The organism is Proteus sp. ZN5 (genome assembly GCF_011046025.1).
GTDB lineage: Bacteria > Pseudomonadota > Gammaproteobacteria > Enterobacterales > Enterobacteriaceae > Proteus.
On sequence record NZ_CP047639.1, the window covers coordinates 3,840,826 to 3,856,418 of the forward strand.

16 protein-coding genes are annotated in these 15,593 nt (G+C 37.8%); 11 read left to right on the forward strand and 5 right to left on the reverse strand.

The genetic code is table 11. The features are described 5' to 3' along the window. The first annotated feature begins 87 nt into the window (after positions 1-87). The 5 genes from GTK47_RS17750 (at position 88) to efeB (ending at position 4,068) form a co-directional block, all read left to right on the forward strand. Positions 88-645, forward strand: coding sequence for an iron transporter (locus GTK47_RS17750; RefSeq protein WP_161711213.1), 558 nt, complete (start codon positions 88-90; stop codon positions 643-645). Positions 646-713: 68 nt separating this feature from the next. Then, entirely contained in the window at positions 714-1,061 is a 348-nt protein-coding gene (locus GTK47_RS17755; RefSeq protein WP_088493623.1) for a cupredoxin domain-containing protein, read from the forward strand. A 2-nt stretch (positions 1,062-1,063) separates the two neighbouring features. Beyond that, on the forward strand, positions 1,064-1,900 hold the full coding sequence (locus GTK47_RS17760; RefSeq protein WP_165125700.1) for an FTR1 family protein: 837 nt from the start codon (positions 1,064-1,066) through the stop codon (positions 1,898-1,900). Beyond that, positions 1,890-2,813, forward strand: a complete 924-nt coding sequence (locus GTK47_RS17765) for an EfeM/EfeO family lipoprotein (protein WP_165125703.1) — start codon at positions 1,890-1,892, stop codon at positions 2,811-2,813. The genes GTK47_RS17760 and GTK47_RS17765 overlap by 11 nt, the downstream gene beginning before the upstream one ends. Continuing rightward, positions 2,803-4,068: an iron uptake transporter deferrochelatase/peroxidase subunit gene (efeB, locus tag GTK47_RS17770; protein WP_165125705.1), complete on the forward strand. Its 1,266-nt coding sequence runs from the start codon at positions 2,803-2,805 to the stop codon at positions 4,066-4,068. The genes GTK47_RS17765 and efeB overlap by 11 nt, the downstream gene beginning before the upstream one ends. Before the next feature lie 64 nt (positions 4,069-4,132). Here efeB and GTK47_RS17775 read toward each other — a convergent pair whose 3' ends face one another. Further along, positions 4,133-4,822, reverse strand: coding sequence for a helix-turn-helix domain-containing protein (locus tag GTK47_RS17775; protein WP_165125707.1), 690 nt, complete (start codon positions 4,820-4,822; stop codon positions 4,133-4,135). Positions 4,823-5,053: 231 nt separating this feature from the next. Between GTK47_RS17775 and GTK47_RS17780 the strand changes: the two genes are divergently transcribed. From GTK47_RS17780 to htpX, 5 genes are all read left to right on the forward strand, one after another. Beyond that, on the forward strand, positions 5,054-7,390 hold the full coding sequence (locus tag GTK47_RS17780; RefSeq protein ID WP_165125709.1) for a molybdopterin-dependent oxidoreductase: 2,337 nt from the start codon (positions 5,054-5,056) through the stop codon (positions 7,388-7,390). A gap of 2 nt (positions 7,391-7,392) precedes the next feature. Further along, complete coding sequence (locus GTK47_RS17785; protein WP_072070981.1) at positions 7,393-7,944, forward strand: 4Fe-4S dicluster domain-containing protein; 552 nt, start codon at positions 7,393-7,395, stop codon at positions 7,942-7,944. A gap of 2 nt (positions 7,945-7,946) precedes the next feature. Further along, positions 7,947-8,765 carry a DmsC/YnfH family molybdoenzyme membrane anchor subunit gene (locus GTK47_RS17790; RefSeq protein ID WP_165125711.1) on the forward strand — a complete coding sequence of 273 codons (819 nt, stop codon included), beginning with the start codon at positions 7,947-7,949 and terminating at the stop codon, positions 8,763-8,765. Between the two features lie 284 nt (positions 8,766-9,049). Continuing rightward, positions 9,050-9,610, forward strand: coding sequence for a LemA family protein (locus GTK47_RS17795; RefSeq protein WP_165125713.1), 561 nt, complete (start codon positions 9,050-9,052; stop codon positions 9,608-9,610). A gap of 76 nt (positions 9,611-9,686) precedes the next feature. Further along, the gene (htpX, locus tag GTK47_RS17800; RefSeq protein WP_165125715.1) at positions 9,687-10,652 is read left to right on the forward strand and encodes a zinc metalloprotease HtpX; all 966 of its coding nucleotides are present in this window, start codon (positions 9,687-9,689) and stop codon (positions 10,650-10,652) included. A 101-nt stretch (positions 10,653-10,753) separates the two neighbouring features. Here htpX and GTK47_RS17805 read toward each other — a convergent pair whose 3' ends face one another. From GTK47_RS17805 to GTK47_RS17820, 4 genes are all read right to left on the reverse strand, one after another. Next, entirely contained in the window at positions 10,754-10,936 is a 183-nt protein-coding gene (locus tag GTK47_RS17805) for a DUF2526 family protein (protein ID WP_098941055.1), read from the reverse strand. A gap of 87 nt (positions 10,937-11,023) precedes the next feature. After that, positions 11,024-12,256, reverse strand: a complete 1,233-nt coding sequence (locus GTK47_RS17810) for an MFS transporter (RefSeq protein ID WP_165125717.1) — start codon at positions 12,254-12,256, stop codon at positions 11,024-11,026. Between the two features lie 186 nt (positions 12,257-12,442). Further along, positions 12,443-13,213, reverse strand: a complete 771-nt coding sequence (locus GTK47_RS17815; RefSeq protein WP_069368528.1) for an ABC transporter permease — start codon at positions 13,211-13,213, stop codon at positions 12,443-12,445. Then, positions 13,210-14,145, reverse strand: a complete 936-nt coding sequence (locus tag GTK47_RS17820; RefSeq protein WP_165125719.1) for an ABC transporter ATP-binding protein — start codon at positions 14,143-14,145, stop codon at positions 13,210-13,212. Before GTK47_RS17820 ends, GTK47_RS17815 begins: the two co-directional genes overlap by 4 nt. Before the next feature lie 784 nt (positions 14,146-14,929). Between GTK47_RS17820 and can the strand changes: the two genes are divergently transcribed. Then, positions 14,930-15,583: a carbonate dehydratase gene (gene can, locus GTK47_RS17825; protein WP_036932822.1), complete on the forward strand. Its 654-nt coding sequence runs from the start codon at positions 14,930-14,932 to the stop codon at positions 15,581-15,583. Positions 15,584-15,593: the final 10 nt, after the last annotated feature.

The window sequence follows — 15,593 nt, forward strand, 5'->3', positions numbered from 1 at the left end:
CGTATAGATTATCTCCTATTTCTAATACAAATCATGTTAACCTTATTAAGAATAATAACGATTATCATTCAATAATAAGGGTTAAACATGAAATATCGCTATGCGCTCTCTCTCACTGCTCTCTCATTTCTTTCTGCATCTGCATTAGCTGTTGAGTATCCAGTTGGTCACCCTATTCTTAAAAATGGTATGGAAATTCAAGGGGTTTATCTCCAACCTATCACCATGGATACTGAAGAAGGTCATCATGCGATGAATCACTTAGCTGCTGATAAAGCAGATATCCATTTAGAAGCAGATATTCATGCCACAGAAGATAATCCGAATGGGTTTGCTGAAGGCGATTGGATCCCCTACCTAACCATTGAATACACCGTAACAAAATCTGATGCACCAGCGAAAAAACAGCAAGGCACATTTATGGCAATGGTTGCCAATGATGGCCCTCACTATGGTGAAAACCTAAAGCTGGATGGAAACGGTCAATATAACGTGACCTATAAGATTTACCCACCTTCATACAACAAAGATATCGCTTTTGGCCGGCATATCGATAAAGAAACTGGCGTTGCACCTTGGTTTGAACCCTTTGAAGTATCGTGGGATTTCACCTATAGCGGTACAGGCCGTAAAGGTAGTTATTAATTAGCTTGATAACGGATAAATCCAATCATTTGGATTTGTCCTTTTTCTCTTTTTTAAGTGAAACGCTGATGATCAAAACTCTCTCTAAATACACATTATTGCTACTACTCATGGTGACATCCTCTGTTTTTGCAGCAGAGAAATACACTGTTGAATTAGAAATGAAAGATGGTGAACTGATTCCACAAGTACTTGAAGTACCAGCAAAAACACCCATTAGAATAAAAATTCGTAATACAGGTACTAGCCCTGTTGAATTTGAAAGTACACAGCTACGAAAAGAAAAAGTATTAGCGCCGGGCGCAAATTCGGTCGTTGTAATCGCACCACTAAAACCGGGCCGTTACACCTTCTTTGATGATTTTCACCTTTCTCATCCTCAAGGTGAAATAGTTGCAACTGAAAAGGCAGAGTAAATATGGGACAAGTTCTGTTTGTTGTTTGGCGAGAAAGTTTTGAAGCGTTATTAGTGATAGGCATTATTTATGCGTGGATAAAACGTTCACCAACACCACAACAAGGTATGAAATACTTGTGGGGTGGTGTGATATTTGGGCTATTTCTTGCCGTTATTCTAGCGCTGAGTATTTATGGTGTATTTAGCTCACTAGAAGATATGTGGCAATCTCTATTTATGATCACAATGGAAATCCTCGCCTGTGTGCTTATTGTGCAGATGGTCTATTGGATGAATGGGCAAGGAAAATCATTAAAAGCTAATATAGAAAATGAACTCACCCAAAAAACACAGCAACAAAGTGCATGGGGTATTTTACTGATTATTGCCATTGCGATTGCCAGAGAAGGCAGTGAAGTGGTGGTATTCCTTTCTAGCCATATAATGGCCCTCAATACACAAACAGCACTGTCTTTCTTTATTGAAGTCTTTATTGGCTTACTGGTCGCAGCATTCACACTGTGGCTATTTTTACTAACTTCAAAAGTGATTTCATGGCGCTATTTCTTTACCGTAACTGGTTTTTTATTACTATTCCTTGCCGTTTCTCTGTTATTAAAAGCCGTAGAGGAAATTGCAAATCTACTGATTGAAATGGATTTTGAATTACCTGATTTCTTTATTTACCCACTTTGGGATATTAGCCATATTCTTGATGATTCGAGTGTTTTTGGTAATTTTTTAGTTTCGTTTTTTGCTTATCGTTCTCAACCTATTGGCTTGAGCGTGGTGACATTTATTGTCTATTGGACGGTTGTCGCACTGTTATTTAAGCGAGGTTCTTGCCATGCTAAATAATGCAAAATTAAAAAGTAAAAAATTTACCGCTTTTCTAGTTATCTTGTTATTTTCTTTTCCTGTTTATGCCGAAAAAATTATTCAGGGCATTATTCAAGATAGCGAAAATATCGTTATTGCTAAAGGGGATATCCCGACCCCTAAAAAATTCGAAACTGATATTTTAAATTATCGAGAAAAAGCGGTTGAAAAATTAATACTAGTTGAAAAATCACTCGATAAATTAATCAAAAATAGTGAAATAAATCAGCTTATTAATGCACAAATTGCTTATCAACAAGCGCATTATCATTATGAGGTTATTCGCCCTATTATCGCCCTTTTTGGGTCAAGCGAACGTTTATTAAATAATCGGGCTGATTTCTTTCTTCAAAGAGAAAACTCACCTCGTTTTTCAGGATTTCATTTAGTTGAATATCAATTATTTAAATTAAGAGATCCTCAAAAAGCGACAGAGTCGGCAAAAGCCCTTTTAAGAGATATTAGTGACTTAAAAAAACGTGTTGCGATTGAAGATATTCCTATTCCCAAACTGGCTCAATCTGCGGGTGATAGCCTAGAATTTATTTTGACTGACAAACTCGCAGGTATTGAAAATCAATATTCAAATAGTGATCTGGGTGATAGTTACGCCAATTTATCTGGATCGCGCCTAATCGTAGAGATCTTATCGAATCATATTCCAACGGCAGAATATCAATCACTTATAAAACAATATAACGATATTGGTGCTCTACTTTTAAAATATCAGCGCGATGAAGGTCTATTCCAACCTTTAACTGCGCTTCCCGAAACAGAAAAAAGTTGGCTTTTTTCTCAAGTGACACAATTAGCAGAGCAAGTCGCGAACTTACGTAGCACGCTCAATATTGATGTTTACTATCACTATAAAGAAGCAAGTGATGAAAAATAAAACTCTCTTTAAATCGCTATCAAAAAATCCTGTTAACTTCAATAAACGTACAACGTTAAAGTGGCTAGGAGGAAGTTTATTACTCGCCAGTATGGGAGCTAAAGCAATAGAAAAACAAGAAGCTTCATCAACTTTGCGTTATCAACGCGCTATTGCTTATTTAGGTCAACATCAAGCAGGCGTTATTACACCAGAACAAAAACATGCCTCATTTATTGCACTTAATCTGACAGTAACAAGCGCCGATGATGTGAAAAAAATATTCACAATACTGACACAACGAATTGCGTTTTTAACTCAACCCAGAGAACTACAACAAAGGGCTAATCCACACCTTCCTCCTGCTGAGTCTGGTATTTTAGGTACACAATTACACCCCGATGAATTAACCGTCACCGTCGCTTTAGGCGATAGTTTTTTTGATAGTCGTTTTGGTTTTCAAGCTAAGAAACCTAAACGCTTAGAGCCAATGAAACCCTTTCCAAATGACAGGCTAGACCCTAAATGGTGCGGTGGCGATGTATTACTGCAACTTTGTGCGAATAGCCAAGAAAGCGTGATTTATGCATTAAGGGATATTTTAAAACACCTATCCGGAAAGGTTTATGCTGTATGGAAAATCGATGGTTTTCTTCCTGCTCGTGATATCGATAATCGACAAACGCCGATTAATCTTTTTGGCTTTAAAGATGGTTCTGGTAACGCACCTTCCTCTGATAATAACTTGATGGACTCTCTTGTCTGGATCACTGAAAAACAAAAAGAGCCACAATGGTGTTTAGGCGGAAGTTATCAAGCAGTTCGTCTTATTCGTTTTGCTTTGGAATTTTGGGATAGAACGCCTCTTGAAGATCAAGAGAATAACTTTGGTCGCCATCGCTCAACAGGTGCGCCAATAGGTATGAAGCAAGAGATGGACGATCCTCAATTTGAAAAAGATCCTCATGGTGACAGAGTGCTCTTTGATTCTCATATGCGACGAGCTGAACCAAGAAATCCAGAACGCTATAGTGCCAAACTACGCCGACGTAGTTATAGCTACTCATTAGGATTAACGCCTTCAGGTCAACTAGATATGGGGCTGATTTTTATCTCGTTTCAAAATAACCTTAAAAAGGGCTTTATTGATACACAAAAACGTTTAGATGGTGAACCCTTAGAGCGTTATATCAAACCTTTCGGTGGTGGATATTACTTTGTGTTACCCGGTATATCTCAAGAGGGTGAGATTCTGGCAAAAGGGTTGTTTGATTAATCAACGAACGATTTTAGGCACTTTGCTTTTTCTGCAAAAGTGCCTAAATAACGCCTTTAGCAAATTAGCGGGAGAAATGTGCCATTTTTGCTTTTAATGCATTACCCAGTTCCATTTGCCTTTCAGGTTCAATAAATCCCATCGTTAATACTGCCGCCACCATTTCCCCTTTTTTATTAAGTACAGGGCATGAAATAGATTGTGCGCCAGGAATACCTTCTGCGGGTTCATGACGAATAGCAAAACCTTGTTGGCGAATACTATTTTGCTGCTTTTGAGATAAATCAGCTTCAATCTTTAAACCACTAAAGGTGGCAAAAACAGCCCCTGCTGCACTAACTTTATGAGGAACTGGAGTATCAGGTAAAAAATCGATATCAACATGTTTAAAGCTACGATTGTAGCGTGTTAAAAACAGTTGATTACCTTGAGAAATCACCAGTCCGGTAGACATATTATGTTCGTCTCTAAACTCACATAATAACTGATTAATCTCATCCACAAAGGATTGTGGCTTTGGCGTTGCCTCTGCTAAAAAAAGAATTTTACTGCCCAAACAATACTGGCTTCCTTCACTCTCTTGATACAGCATTTCAGAGCGACAAAGTGAAACTAAATACTTATGTAAGCGACTTTTTGAAAGCGAACAGGCTTTTGCAATATCTGACGATCGGGCAATACCTCCATTCGAAGCAATAAATTCAAGAATGGTAATAGCGATATCAACCGAGTTAACTCCTTGAGAATTCTGCATTTATTTTTCCCACACCTATTCGTTATCTACTTTGTTTTATGACGATATCCCATTATTCTTTTTTTGTCATTTTTACTAGTTTATTTCACTGAAACCTTATTTTAAATAGGGCTTTTTAATCATTTTCTATCGATTATTTTCTTTGTCTATTTTTAGATGATCTAACTCAAGGTTAACCATATATGAATTGGGTTTATATATAGTTAACTTTTCTTGTGCGTGAGAATGTCTATGTCTAAAAATCAAAAATGGGAATTAAATAGAAGAACGTTGTTAAAAGGAATGGGCGCCATTGGCGTGGCTGCTCTTTCTCCTAACGCGTTCAGTCTAGTTAATGAAAATAAACCCATATTTAACCAGAAACCACGGATCAAATTATCCGAATATAAAACCTTTCGTTCAACCTGTGCGATGGAATGTTTGCACTGTAACCTAACAGCTTTTACACATAAGGGGAAACTTATCAAAGTTGAAGCCTCTGAAGGCTTTAATGTGAAATGCTGTTTACGTGGAATGAGCCGAACTAAGTGGGTATATCATAAAGATCGTCTTACCACACCTTTATTACGTGTTGGTGAAAAAGGGAAAGCAGAATTTAAACCAATTAGTTGGAATGAAGCACTTGATCTTATTGAAAAAAACATTAGAGAAACCATTGATAAGTTTGGCAATGAGGGACTATTTATCTCCACTCATGCGGGCAATATGGACTCGATTAAAAATGATATGGGTAAGGCATTTTTCGACTATTTGGGAGGCTCTACAAAACAAGCTGGCTCTTTATGCTGCTCTGCGGTAACGGCTGCGATGATCCCTATGGTAGGTCTGCGCTATGCAGACACTCGAGATACCGTAAAAGATAGTCGTTATATTCTTTGTTGGGGCAATAACCCTGCTGTCACCATGCAAGCATATTTTAAAAACTATAATCAAGCTCGTCGAAATGGCGCTAGAATGGTGGTTATTGATCCTCGCTTTAATGAAACAGCGGCTAAAGCCGATGAATGGATCCCAATTGTCCCCGGTACAGATACCGCCCTTGCACTAGGTATGATCAAAATTATCATTGAAGAAAATCTCACTGATAAGCCTTTTTTACGTACACATACGGGTGCTGTTTATCTTGTTAACACACAGCAAAAACTATTACGCCAATCTGATGATGACCAAGATAGTTATCTGGTTTTTGATACCCTGAGCCAGCAACTTGTTCACCATGAAACACCCAATATTGTTCCTGCGTTAACTCATGATGAACTGCCAGCTAATGCTGACTACGTGACTGTCTTTGAGCAAATTTATCAACAAGCCCAGCCTTGGACTATCGAAAAAACGAGCCAAGAAACAGATATCCCCAAAGAAACGATTATTCGTTTAGCTCGTGATTATGCCACCACCAAACCGGCAATGATTGTACAAAATATGTCAGGTGCTCAACGAACAGAGTTCGGTGCTTATGTTGCTGCAAGCCAGTTTTATCTTGCTTTATTAACTGGCAATATCGGTAAGAAAGGCGCTGGAATTTGTGATGCGGGTGGTGCTCGCCAAATGGCAAAATTTAGCCCAATTATTCCACCAGCACCGAATGCAAAACCCATCAAGCCAATCCCTGTTGCAAAAGTTGGTGATTGGATTGTCAATGAAAGACCACACCCAATTAACTTTTGGTGGATCATGACAATGGGTGTAATGACGCAGCTTCCTAACACCAATATGGTGCGTAATGCACTGAAAAAAGTTCCTTTTGTTGTTGTTGCTGATAACTTGATGTCATCCACGGCACTTTATGCTGATCTCGTACTTCCTGTTACCACTATTTTTGAAGATACCAGCTTAATGGCTGGGGTTCGTAGCCAATATGTGCAATTAATGGAAAAAGCCGTTGAGCCACCGGGAGAAGCAAAACCTGATTACTGGATCTTTGCTCGTCTTGCTGAGCGCTTTGGCTTCGGCGAAGTCTTTAATCAGCCGATTGAACATTATATTGATGCTTGTCTCAAAGGTTCTGGTATTACGCGTGAAATGCTTGAAAAAGGCCCAGTACGCCCAGTTGAAGGTGATTGGATCCCATTTAAAGATGGTATTTTCCGCACCTCGACGAAAAAAGCACACTTCTTTATTGAAGAGTGGCAGGGTAAAAATTACTCCCCTATTGTCACCTATTACCCAGTAAAAGAATCGACAAAAGGCTCTCCTGAGCTTGCCAAAAAGTATCCTCTTATGGCAGTACAACGCAAACTCGCCCGTAGTGTTCACTCCAGCCATGGTATGAATGAGTGGATCTTAGAAGTACAGCGCAATCAGCCTAATATTCTTATCCATCCTAATGATGCCTTAGATCGCGGTATTAAAGATGGTGAATGGGCTATCGCATTTAATGATCGAGGTGAACACCGCGCTATTGCCGTTGTAACCACTCATATTAAGCAAGGCGTTGTCTCATTGGATAATGGATGGTGGGAACAACAAGGCGGAAGTAGTAGCCATGTCACCAATGATCACGTAGAGCCTTTGGGTAATGGTCATTGCTGTAATAGCACCTTAGTTAACGTAAGACGGGAGGCATGATCATGGCGAAGAAACAGTATGGTTTTCTGATAAATACCAAAGATTGCTACGGTTGCCGTACCTGCTCTATGGCATGTAAATCTGAAAACGTGACACCTCCCGGCGTGCTATGGCGTCGTGTTCGTGAATTCAACGAAGATCAACCTAATGCACAAGCCTTTATTACGATGTCTTGTAACCATTGTGATGATCCACAATGCCTAAAAGTCTGCCCTGCGGATACTTATACCAAACGTGAAGACGGTATTGTCGTGCAAGATCATGACAAATGCATTGGTTGTCAAATGTGCATCATGGCATGTCCTTATAACGCTCCGGTTTATGATCCAGTTGAAGGTAAAACCAGTAAGTGCAATATGTGTGCAGATAGACTGGATGAAGGTTTGAAACCACGTTGCGTTGAATCTTGCCCTACGGGTGCCATTGAATTTGGCGAAATTGAAGATTTACGTAAAAAACATACGACAAATTGGGCTTTATTAGAAAAACGCTATGGCGTTCCTGATCACACCATCAGCAACCCTAATATTGTCATTATTGGTATGGAGGATTAATCATGCATGATTACCAACTGCCGTTAGTCCTGTTTACGGTAATGAGCCAATGGGGCATTGGTGCGGTATTAGCACTTTCACTGTATCAATGGCAAAACCAGACACAAAACGTTGCAATGCTAAGTACCAAAACATTACGAACAACCATTGCGCTGATTTGGCTGATTGAGGTTGTGGGCTCATCAATGTCAATGGGACATTTAGGTGATCCACTTGGTGCTTATCGTTCTGTTTTAGGTATTGCTCACTCTTGGTTAAGTCGTGAAGCAATTGCTTTCGTTATGCTTAATGGATTGATTTCATTATGGGCATTAGCAAGTTGGGTACAGCCTAATGCTATTCGCCGTAATAGTTTGATTGGATTGTTTTGTGGTGTAATTGGTTTACCTATTATCTTGGTTACAGCGCAAATCTATTACCAAATGCAAACACACCCGTTATGGCATACACCTGCAACACAAATTAGCTTTATTGGTACAGCGTTGCTACTTGGTTTTGGCTCGATGATCCCTTGGTTACGTTTACAAGGTAAAGTCATTAGCAATTCATTAAAAATAGGGGCGTTTATCGGCGCATTATTTGTACTTGTGGGATTAGTTATGAGAGCGCAAGTACCCGGTGCTGATGTAACAAGCCTATTATTATGGTGGCAAGTCATTGCTAGTTTGATTGTGGGTATTTGTATTATTACGTTATCTCACAGTGCTTCATTTAGCAAAACATCACTCTCTATTATCGCTATTTTGATGCTTTTTAGTGGCGAAATCACAGGAAGAATGCTGTTTTATGGCAATGTAATGACGCAAGCACCTTGGTTCTAAATTTGTTATCTCTCTAGGTTAAATAGCTAAGTTTATTTAACCTAGTTTTCATCCCCTGATGTTTCACTTGATAATTTTATTTACCTTAACATTACCTTTAATTTTGCCCCGAATTTATTCGGGGTATTTTTTTATCTCACCCAATATTATTGATTTTGCTTTATCGGCACCCTTTTTATCTTTGATGAAATAATCATCTAGCTATCTTTATCAATAATAGGCAAAATTAACCTTAATGATTTAATACAATTCCCTGTTTACTATTAGAAAAGAGAGCGCTTCGCATGACTGGATTAATTATTACCATCGCGTTATTGGGTCTTATTTTTTATTATTACAACCGTATTATCTCTATGCGTGAAGCGGTTATCTCAAGTGAAACTGAAATTTCAGTACAATTAGATCGTCGTGGCAAAGTCTTTGACAGCTTATTGGCCACCGTAAAAAAATACCTCAGCCATGAGTCTGAAGTCTTTACTAAAATCACTGAATTAAGAACACAATCCCAAAGCGCAAATACCCAAGAAGCCAAAGCGGCTGAAGATGAATTATCAAAAATTGTCTCAAGTGGTGCCATTAATGTTGCGGTTGAAAATTACCCTGAATTAAAATCCGACACCATTATGGCAAATTTACAAGAAGAGATTGTTTCAACAGAAAATAAACTCTCTTTTGCTAAACGTGGCTACAACCGTACTTTAGAACAATATCGCGCTTTCATAGCTTCTATCCCTGCGGTATTTATCGTCAAGATTTTCCCAAGCTTAGTGATTGATAAAGAATACTGGCGTCTTGATGAAGGAACCATTAAAGCAGAAGAAGCGCGTCGCATTAATTTCGATTAATTTTATAGTAATAAGAGATATTTATTACTTCTAGATTGATAAAAACAGCACTGTTAAGTGCTGTTTGGAGTCACTAATGGATTTCAGAAATGTTCTACGAAAAAATGCTATTCGAACTCGTTTTGTTATAGCAACATATTTACTCTTAATGCTTATGATCGGTTTGCTGGTGGATACAGCTATTGGAGCAAATCCCTATTTAGATCTTACCGATAATATGTGGGCATTTCTGACGTTTCAATCTCTTCCCATTGCCACATTAATTATTCTCGCTGTCTCGATTTTATTGCTTATCTTTATTCATTTTAAAGGGCATAAAATTATGCTTACAGGAATGAACGCTCGATTAATTAGCCCTGATGACACCTTAAATGCACAAGAGCGCCAATTACTCAATATTGTTGAAGAACTTAGTTTAAGTGCAACTCTTGGCTACATTCCTAAACTTTATCTTCTTGATACACCTGAAGCCAATGCTTTTGCTGCTGGTTGGTCCAAGAAAAATGCCTTTATTGGTGTAACAACAGGCTTATTAAGTCGTCTTAATCGCCAAGAAGTACAAGCTGTATTAGCTCATGAAACAGGGCATATTATTCATGGCGATTCACGACTGACGTTATATGTTGGTATATTAGCCAACGTTATTTTGACGGTAACAAATATCTTTGGCAGTCGCTTATATATTGCCTCAGGTAATCGAGGTGGTAAAAATAATGATGCTGCAAGTAAAGCTCGACTGATTTTAATTATTCTCAACTTTGTTTTGCCTATCATTACACAAGTACTCTATTTCTATTTATCCCGAACTCGCGAATATATGGCAGATGCGGCAGCGGTCGATTTAACCCAAGATAATCAAGCGATGATTAATGCATTAAAGAAAATTTCAGCACAACATGACACTGAAAATTTTGAAGATGGTTCGACGGGACGAGCTTATCGAAAAGCCGCTTTTATCTTTAACAAAGGTGACTCGTTTTTCTCAACGCACCCTTCCATTGAAAATAGGATCGCAGTGCTAGAAGGTCGAAAGACGTTTTAATTCGTATCATACAATGCAGCCAAAAGAAAAAAAGCGTTTGCCCTTGTTTATCAATAAGGTTCAAACGCTTTTTTAATTCTTATTTCTTAGCAACAATTCGATTAACGCTGTTTTTCACCGTGATGGAAAATAGCGGTACGTAAACGCTCTTGTTGCTCATAACGCAGTGGAAATTCAATCGTTTTATCTTTACCTAATTCCACTAAAAGTTCGTTCATGGTTTGAATACTGGTTGTGGCAATCGCATCATCAACCTGTTTCACCATTTCATCGTAATGAGACATTGTGATCTCCTTTTTCTCATAAAAATCTTAACCGCTATCATATTACAAGAAAGAGAAATTCTATATTTTTAGTCGCACAAAGCATGATTAAATTGAGTTAAGTGGCTTATTTTTTGTCTCTTGCCCCAATAACATCACTGCTAATATTCCAATCACAATTGAAAAACTGAAAATCAGAAATATTGAGCTTATTTTAAATTGATATTGAACCAAATATCCCACCATTAAAGGCCCTAATATTCCGCCAATACGTCCTATTGCTGTTGCAGTTCCAGCTCCGGTTGTCCGAATTCCATCGGGGTATTGTTCTGGCGTATAAGCGTATAAAGCTCCCCAAGCGCCCAAGTTAAAGAACGATAACAACATACCGAAAATAAGCAGTGTCGCAGTAGAATCAGCCACACTGAAATAATAAGCACTGATGGCCGTTCCAGCTAAATAAGTCACTAAAACAAACTTTCTCCCATAGCGTTCAATTAACCAAGCCGCGGTAAAATAACCAGGTAACTGCGCTAATGTCATAATAAGCACATATTGAAAGCTCTTAATTAAGCTAAAGCCTTTTAACATGGCAACACTGGGTAACCACAAGAAAATACCGTAATAAGAGAAAACGACACAAAACCATAAGATCCACAACATTAGCGTTGAACGACGATATTGTGGTGACCAAATTAATGCCATTGATTGTCGAATCGATAGACGTGTTTTTTTCTGTGAAATATGCGATGAGGTAGGTTCAGGTAATTTTGAACGTAAATAGAGAGCATATACTGCAGGTAATGCACTTAATAGCATCGCCATACGCCAGCCATAATCAGGAATAATAAAATAAGCAATCAACGCTGCAATTAACCAACCGACAGCCCAAAAGCTCTCTAATAAAACCACAATTCTGCCTCGTTCATGGGTTTCAACACTTTCACTAACAAGCGTTGAGGCAACGGGTAATTCGCCACCTAATCCCATTCCAATAAAGAAACGTAATACAAGTACCACCATCAAAGAGCTTGCTAATGCCGTTAACCCACAACCTAAGCTAAACAGTAACAAAGTAAAGATAAAGACGGGTTTGCGCCCTTTTCTATCAGCCATAATACCAAACACAAAAGCGCCAACAGCCATTCCGATTGAATTTACACTACCAATCCAACCCAATTGTGATGCCGTTAATCCCCAATCTTCTTTTAATGCCGTAAGTAAGAATGCGAGTAATCCCACATCCATTGCATCAAAAGTCCATCCCATACCTGCAATACATAAAAGCTTATTACGAGAGATTGCCTCAGGTGCTTTACCTGTTTGGCTTGCCGTAGTCATTACATTTCCTTTTTATCCCCTGCCAAAGTGTTTAGTATACTAAACAAGAAAAATACCTTTGTTAATAGCAAAGTCATTATTTAAAGAAAAATTAACATTTATACTGAAAAAACAGCTAAAAAAAATCGGTATCTCTAAATAAGATACCGATTTCAACTTTTATAACTTTCTATTTTGCTTTTTTGATTAGCTTCTTAAACCACGACCTTTTTCAATTAAATACCATGCAATAACGTAAAACACGGCAATGAAAAGACACAAAACACTAATCGTTACAGTTAAAGAGACATCCGTAATACCCAGAAAACCGTAGCGAAAACCACTAATCATATAAACAATTGGGTTAAGCTTGGATACACCTTGCCAAAACTCAGGTAGTAGTGAAAGTGAGTAGAATACACCACCTAAATAGGTTAATGGTGTTAGAACAAAGGTTGGAATAATACTAATATCATCAAAGGTTTTCGCAAAAATCGCATTTAATAATCCGGCGAGAGAAAACACAATTGAGGTCATCAGTAATGTCACTACAACCATTGTCCAAGAATGTATTTCTAATGGTACAAAAAATAGTGAAACTAAGGTTACTAATATACCAACACAAATACCACGAGCCACACCACCACCAACAAAACCAGCAATAACAACATGCGTTGGCACTGGTGAAACTAATAACTCCTCAATACTACGTTGAAATTTAGCACCAAAAAAAGAAGAAGAAACATTAGCATAAGAGTTTGTTATTACTGCCATCATAATCAGGCCAGGAACAATAAACTGCATATAATCGACACCGCCCATATCGCCAATTCGTTTACCAATCAGGTTACCGAAAATAACGAAATAGAGAGACATGGTTATCACTGGTGGAATTAATGTTTGTACCCAAATACGACCAAAACGGGTGACTTCTTTAATCCAAATTGTTTTGAGGGCTACCCAATACAGCTGAATCATTCCCCCTCTCCTTCTACTGTATGCTCTTCATTAACTAAGTGAACAAATAATTCTTCAAGACGGTTGGCTTTATTTCTCATACTTAATACTTGAATACCTTGTGCATTAAGTTGAGCAAAAACGCTATTTAGTCCTTGCTCTCTTTTAACATCAACTTCTAATGTTGATGTATCAACCAAGCGATACTGATAATTTTGTAATTCAGGTAGCGGGCTTTTCGATGCAAGATCAAAAATAAAGGTTTCAGACTCTAATTTACTTAACAGCTCTTTCATACTGGTATTTTCAACCAGTTCACCACGTTGAATAATACCAATATTCCGACACAGCATTTCTGCTTCTTCCAAATAGTGTGTGGTAAGAATAATAGTAGTACCTTCAGCATTTAATTGTTTTAGAAACGTCCACATTGAGCGACGTAATTCAATATCAACACCCGCGGTTGGCTCATCAAGAATAAGTAATTTAGGTTGATGCATTAATGCTCGCGCAATCATTAAACGGCGCTTCATTCCCCCAGATAAAAAACGCGCTCTGTCTTCGCGCTTTTCCCATAAATCTAACTGGGTTAAATAAATTTCGGCACGCTCTAATGCCAATTTACGAGGTACCCCATAATAACCGGCTTGATTGAGTACAATTTGTAATACGGTTTCAAAAGGGTTGAAATTGAATTCTTGTGGCACTAATCCTAATTGACGTTTTGCATTGACCATATCGGTATCGGTGTCATAACCAAATACTTTGACTTTACCGCTACTCTTATTAACTAAAGAGCTAATAATACCAATTGTGGTCGATTTGCCTGCGCCATTAGGGCCTAGTAAAGCATAAAAATCGCCAGCCTCAACGGTGAGATCAATTCCTTTTAGCGCTTTTACGCCATTGTGATAAGTTTTCGTTAACTCCGTTAACTCCAATGCATACGTCATATGTGGGAATTACCTTTTATCAACTGCATTATTCAGCATTAACTGAGCTGAAATCAGAAAATAAGCTTAGTTTAAAGAATAAAATGGAATAAGTTATTCTAGAGAATATTCGATGGCAAATAAACCGTTTTAGGGCTTATGACACAAACGAATAAATAAATATTTTTTAACTATTACAATAATAAAGAATAAGAGATGGAGAAAAAGAAAATTAGCCATCAAGGCTCAAGGTTCTTTTATTTCTTACGAATATTCTGATGTTTTAATAAATTTATCCCTTGGTGCAATCATTTAGCCTAATTGATACCAATAAAATTATTGCCTTTGTTTCTCAAGTTTACTGATGAATATTATCCCTCTATTTATCAACCCAATCAATGATGCTCTTTATTTTTGTTATTTCTATTTTCAGTATAAAAATAAAACCAATATTCATAATTATTAGATTTATTTATATAATATTTACAATCATCTATTTTTGAATAACACAACAGCAGGCTTAACAAACAGTTATCTTTTTATACATTTGATTTACATCAAAGAATGTATTGATAAATTCATTAAACAAATGCTATAAAAAGATCTATCTTATTTGAAAGCGAAAAATTACAAGCAATTATCTGTCACTTGGCTTTAAAAAGCCCTCTGATTAATTCAAAAGTAATGGTATAAAAATACCCTTTCTTAATGGATCTCTCGCATCCAACAATAACACAAGAGCTATTTCGTGTTGGCGTACTGTCAGCGCAAATGGTGGGAAACCGAATTTACAGGCAGTTACGTCATGATGAGAAAAATTGAAGAGCTGTTAGCCAATAACAAGCAATGGTCAGAATCTGTTACTGAAGAAAATCCTCAGTTTTTTAAAGATCTCTGTAAAGGTCAAAAACCTCACTTTTTATGGATTGGTTGCTCTGACAGCCGCGTTCCAGCAGAAAAATTAATCAACGCAGCACCGGGTGACTTATTTGTTCACCGTAATGTAGCAAACTTAGTCATTCACACTGACTTAAACTGTCTTTCTGTGATCCAGTATGCGGTTGATGTATTACAAGTTGAGCACATTATTGTCTGTGGTCACTATGGTTGTGGTGGTATTGAAGCTGCTATTGAAGGCACTGAATTAGGACTTATCAATAACTGGTTACTGCACATCCGCGATATCTGGTACAAACACAGTTCTATGTTAGGCGAACTTGCACCACAAGATAGATTAAACCTACTTTGTGAGCTAAACGTTATTGAGCAAGTGTATAACCTTGGTCACTCGACAATTATGCAAGCAGCGTGGAAACGTGGACAAAAAGTAATGATCCACGGCTGGGTTTACGGTTTAAATAACGGTGAATTACACGATCTTGATGTCACCTCTGATAGCCGTGAGAAACTTGAACTTTCTTATCGTCAAGCAATGGCGAAATTGAGTCATCCACGCTAATAAGATACGC

What these genes read in the sequence shown, in the direction of transcription:
- GTK47_RS17750 (WP_161711213.1), top strand. Translation starts at nt 88, where the DNA reads ATGAAATATCGCTATGCGCTCTCTCTCACTGCTCTCTCATTTCTTTCT.
- GTK47_RS17755 (WP_088493623.1), top strand. Translation starts at nt 714, where the DNA reads ATGATCAAAACTCTCTCTAAATACACATTATTGCTACTACTCATGGTG.
- GTK47_RS17760 (WP_165125700.1), top strand. Translation starts at nt 1,064, where the DNA reads ATGGGACAAGTTCTGTTTGTTGTTTGGCGAGAAAGTTTTGAAGCGTTA.
- GTK47_RS17765 (WP_165125703.1), top strand. Translation starts at nt 1,890, where the DNA reads ATGCTAAATAATGCAAAATTAAAAAGTAAAAAATTTACCGCTTTTCTA.
- efeB (WP_165125705.1), top strand. Translation starts at nt 2,803, where the DNA reads ATGAAAAATAAAACTCTCTTTAAATCGCTATCAAAAAATCCTGTTAAC.
- GTK47_RS17775 (WP_165125707.1), bottom strand. Translation starts at nt 4,822, where the DNA reads ATGCAGAATTCTCAAGGAGTTAACTCGGTTGATATCGCTATTACCATT.
- GTK47_RS17780 (WP_165125709.1), top strand. Translation starts at nt 5,054, where the DNA reads ATGTCTAAAAATCAAAAATGGGAATTAAATAGAAGAACGTTGTTAAAA.
- GTK47_RS17785 (WP_072070981.1), top strand. Translation starts at nt 7,393, where the DNA reads ATGGCGAAGAAACAGTATGGTTTTCTGATAAATACCAAAGATTGCTAC.
- GTK47_RS17790 (WP_165125711.1), top strand. Translation starts at nt 7,947, where the DNA reads ATGCATGATTACCAACTGCCGTTAGTCCTGTTTACGGTAATGAGCCAA.
- GTK47_RS17795 (WP_165125713.1), top strand. Translation starts at nt 9,050, where the DNA reads ATGACTGGATTAATTATTACCATCGCGTTATTGGGTCTTATTTTTTAT.
- htpX (WP_165125715.1), top strand. Translation starts at nt 9,687, where the DNA reads ATGGATTTCAGAAATGTTCTACGAAAAAATGCTATTCGAACTCGTTTT.
- GTK47_RS17805 (WP_098941055.1), bottom strand. Translation starts at nt 10,936, where the DNA reads ATGTCTCATTACGATGAAATGGTGAAACAGGTTGATGATGCGATTGCC.
- GTK47_RS17810 (WP_165125717.1), bottom strand. Translation starts at nt 12,256, where the DNA reads ATGACTACGGCAAGCCAAACAGGTAAAGCACCTGAGGCAATCTCTCGT.
- GTK47_RS17815 (WP_069368528.1), bottom strand. Translation starts at nt 13,213, where the DNA reads ATGATTCAGCTGTATTGGGTAGCCCTCAAAACAATTTGGATTAAAGAA.
- GTK47_RS17820 (WP_165125719.1), bottom strand. Translation starts at nt 14,145, where the DNA reads ATGACGTATGCATTGGAGTTAACGGAGTTAACGAAAACTTATCACAAT.
- can (WP_036932822.1), top strand. Translation starts at nt 14,930, where the DNA reads ATGATGAGAAAAATTGAAGAGCTGTTAGCCAATAACAAGCAATGGTCA.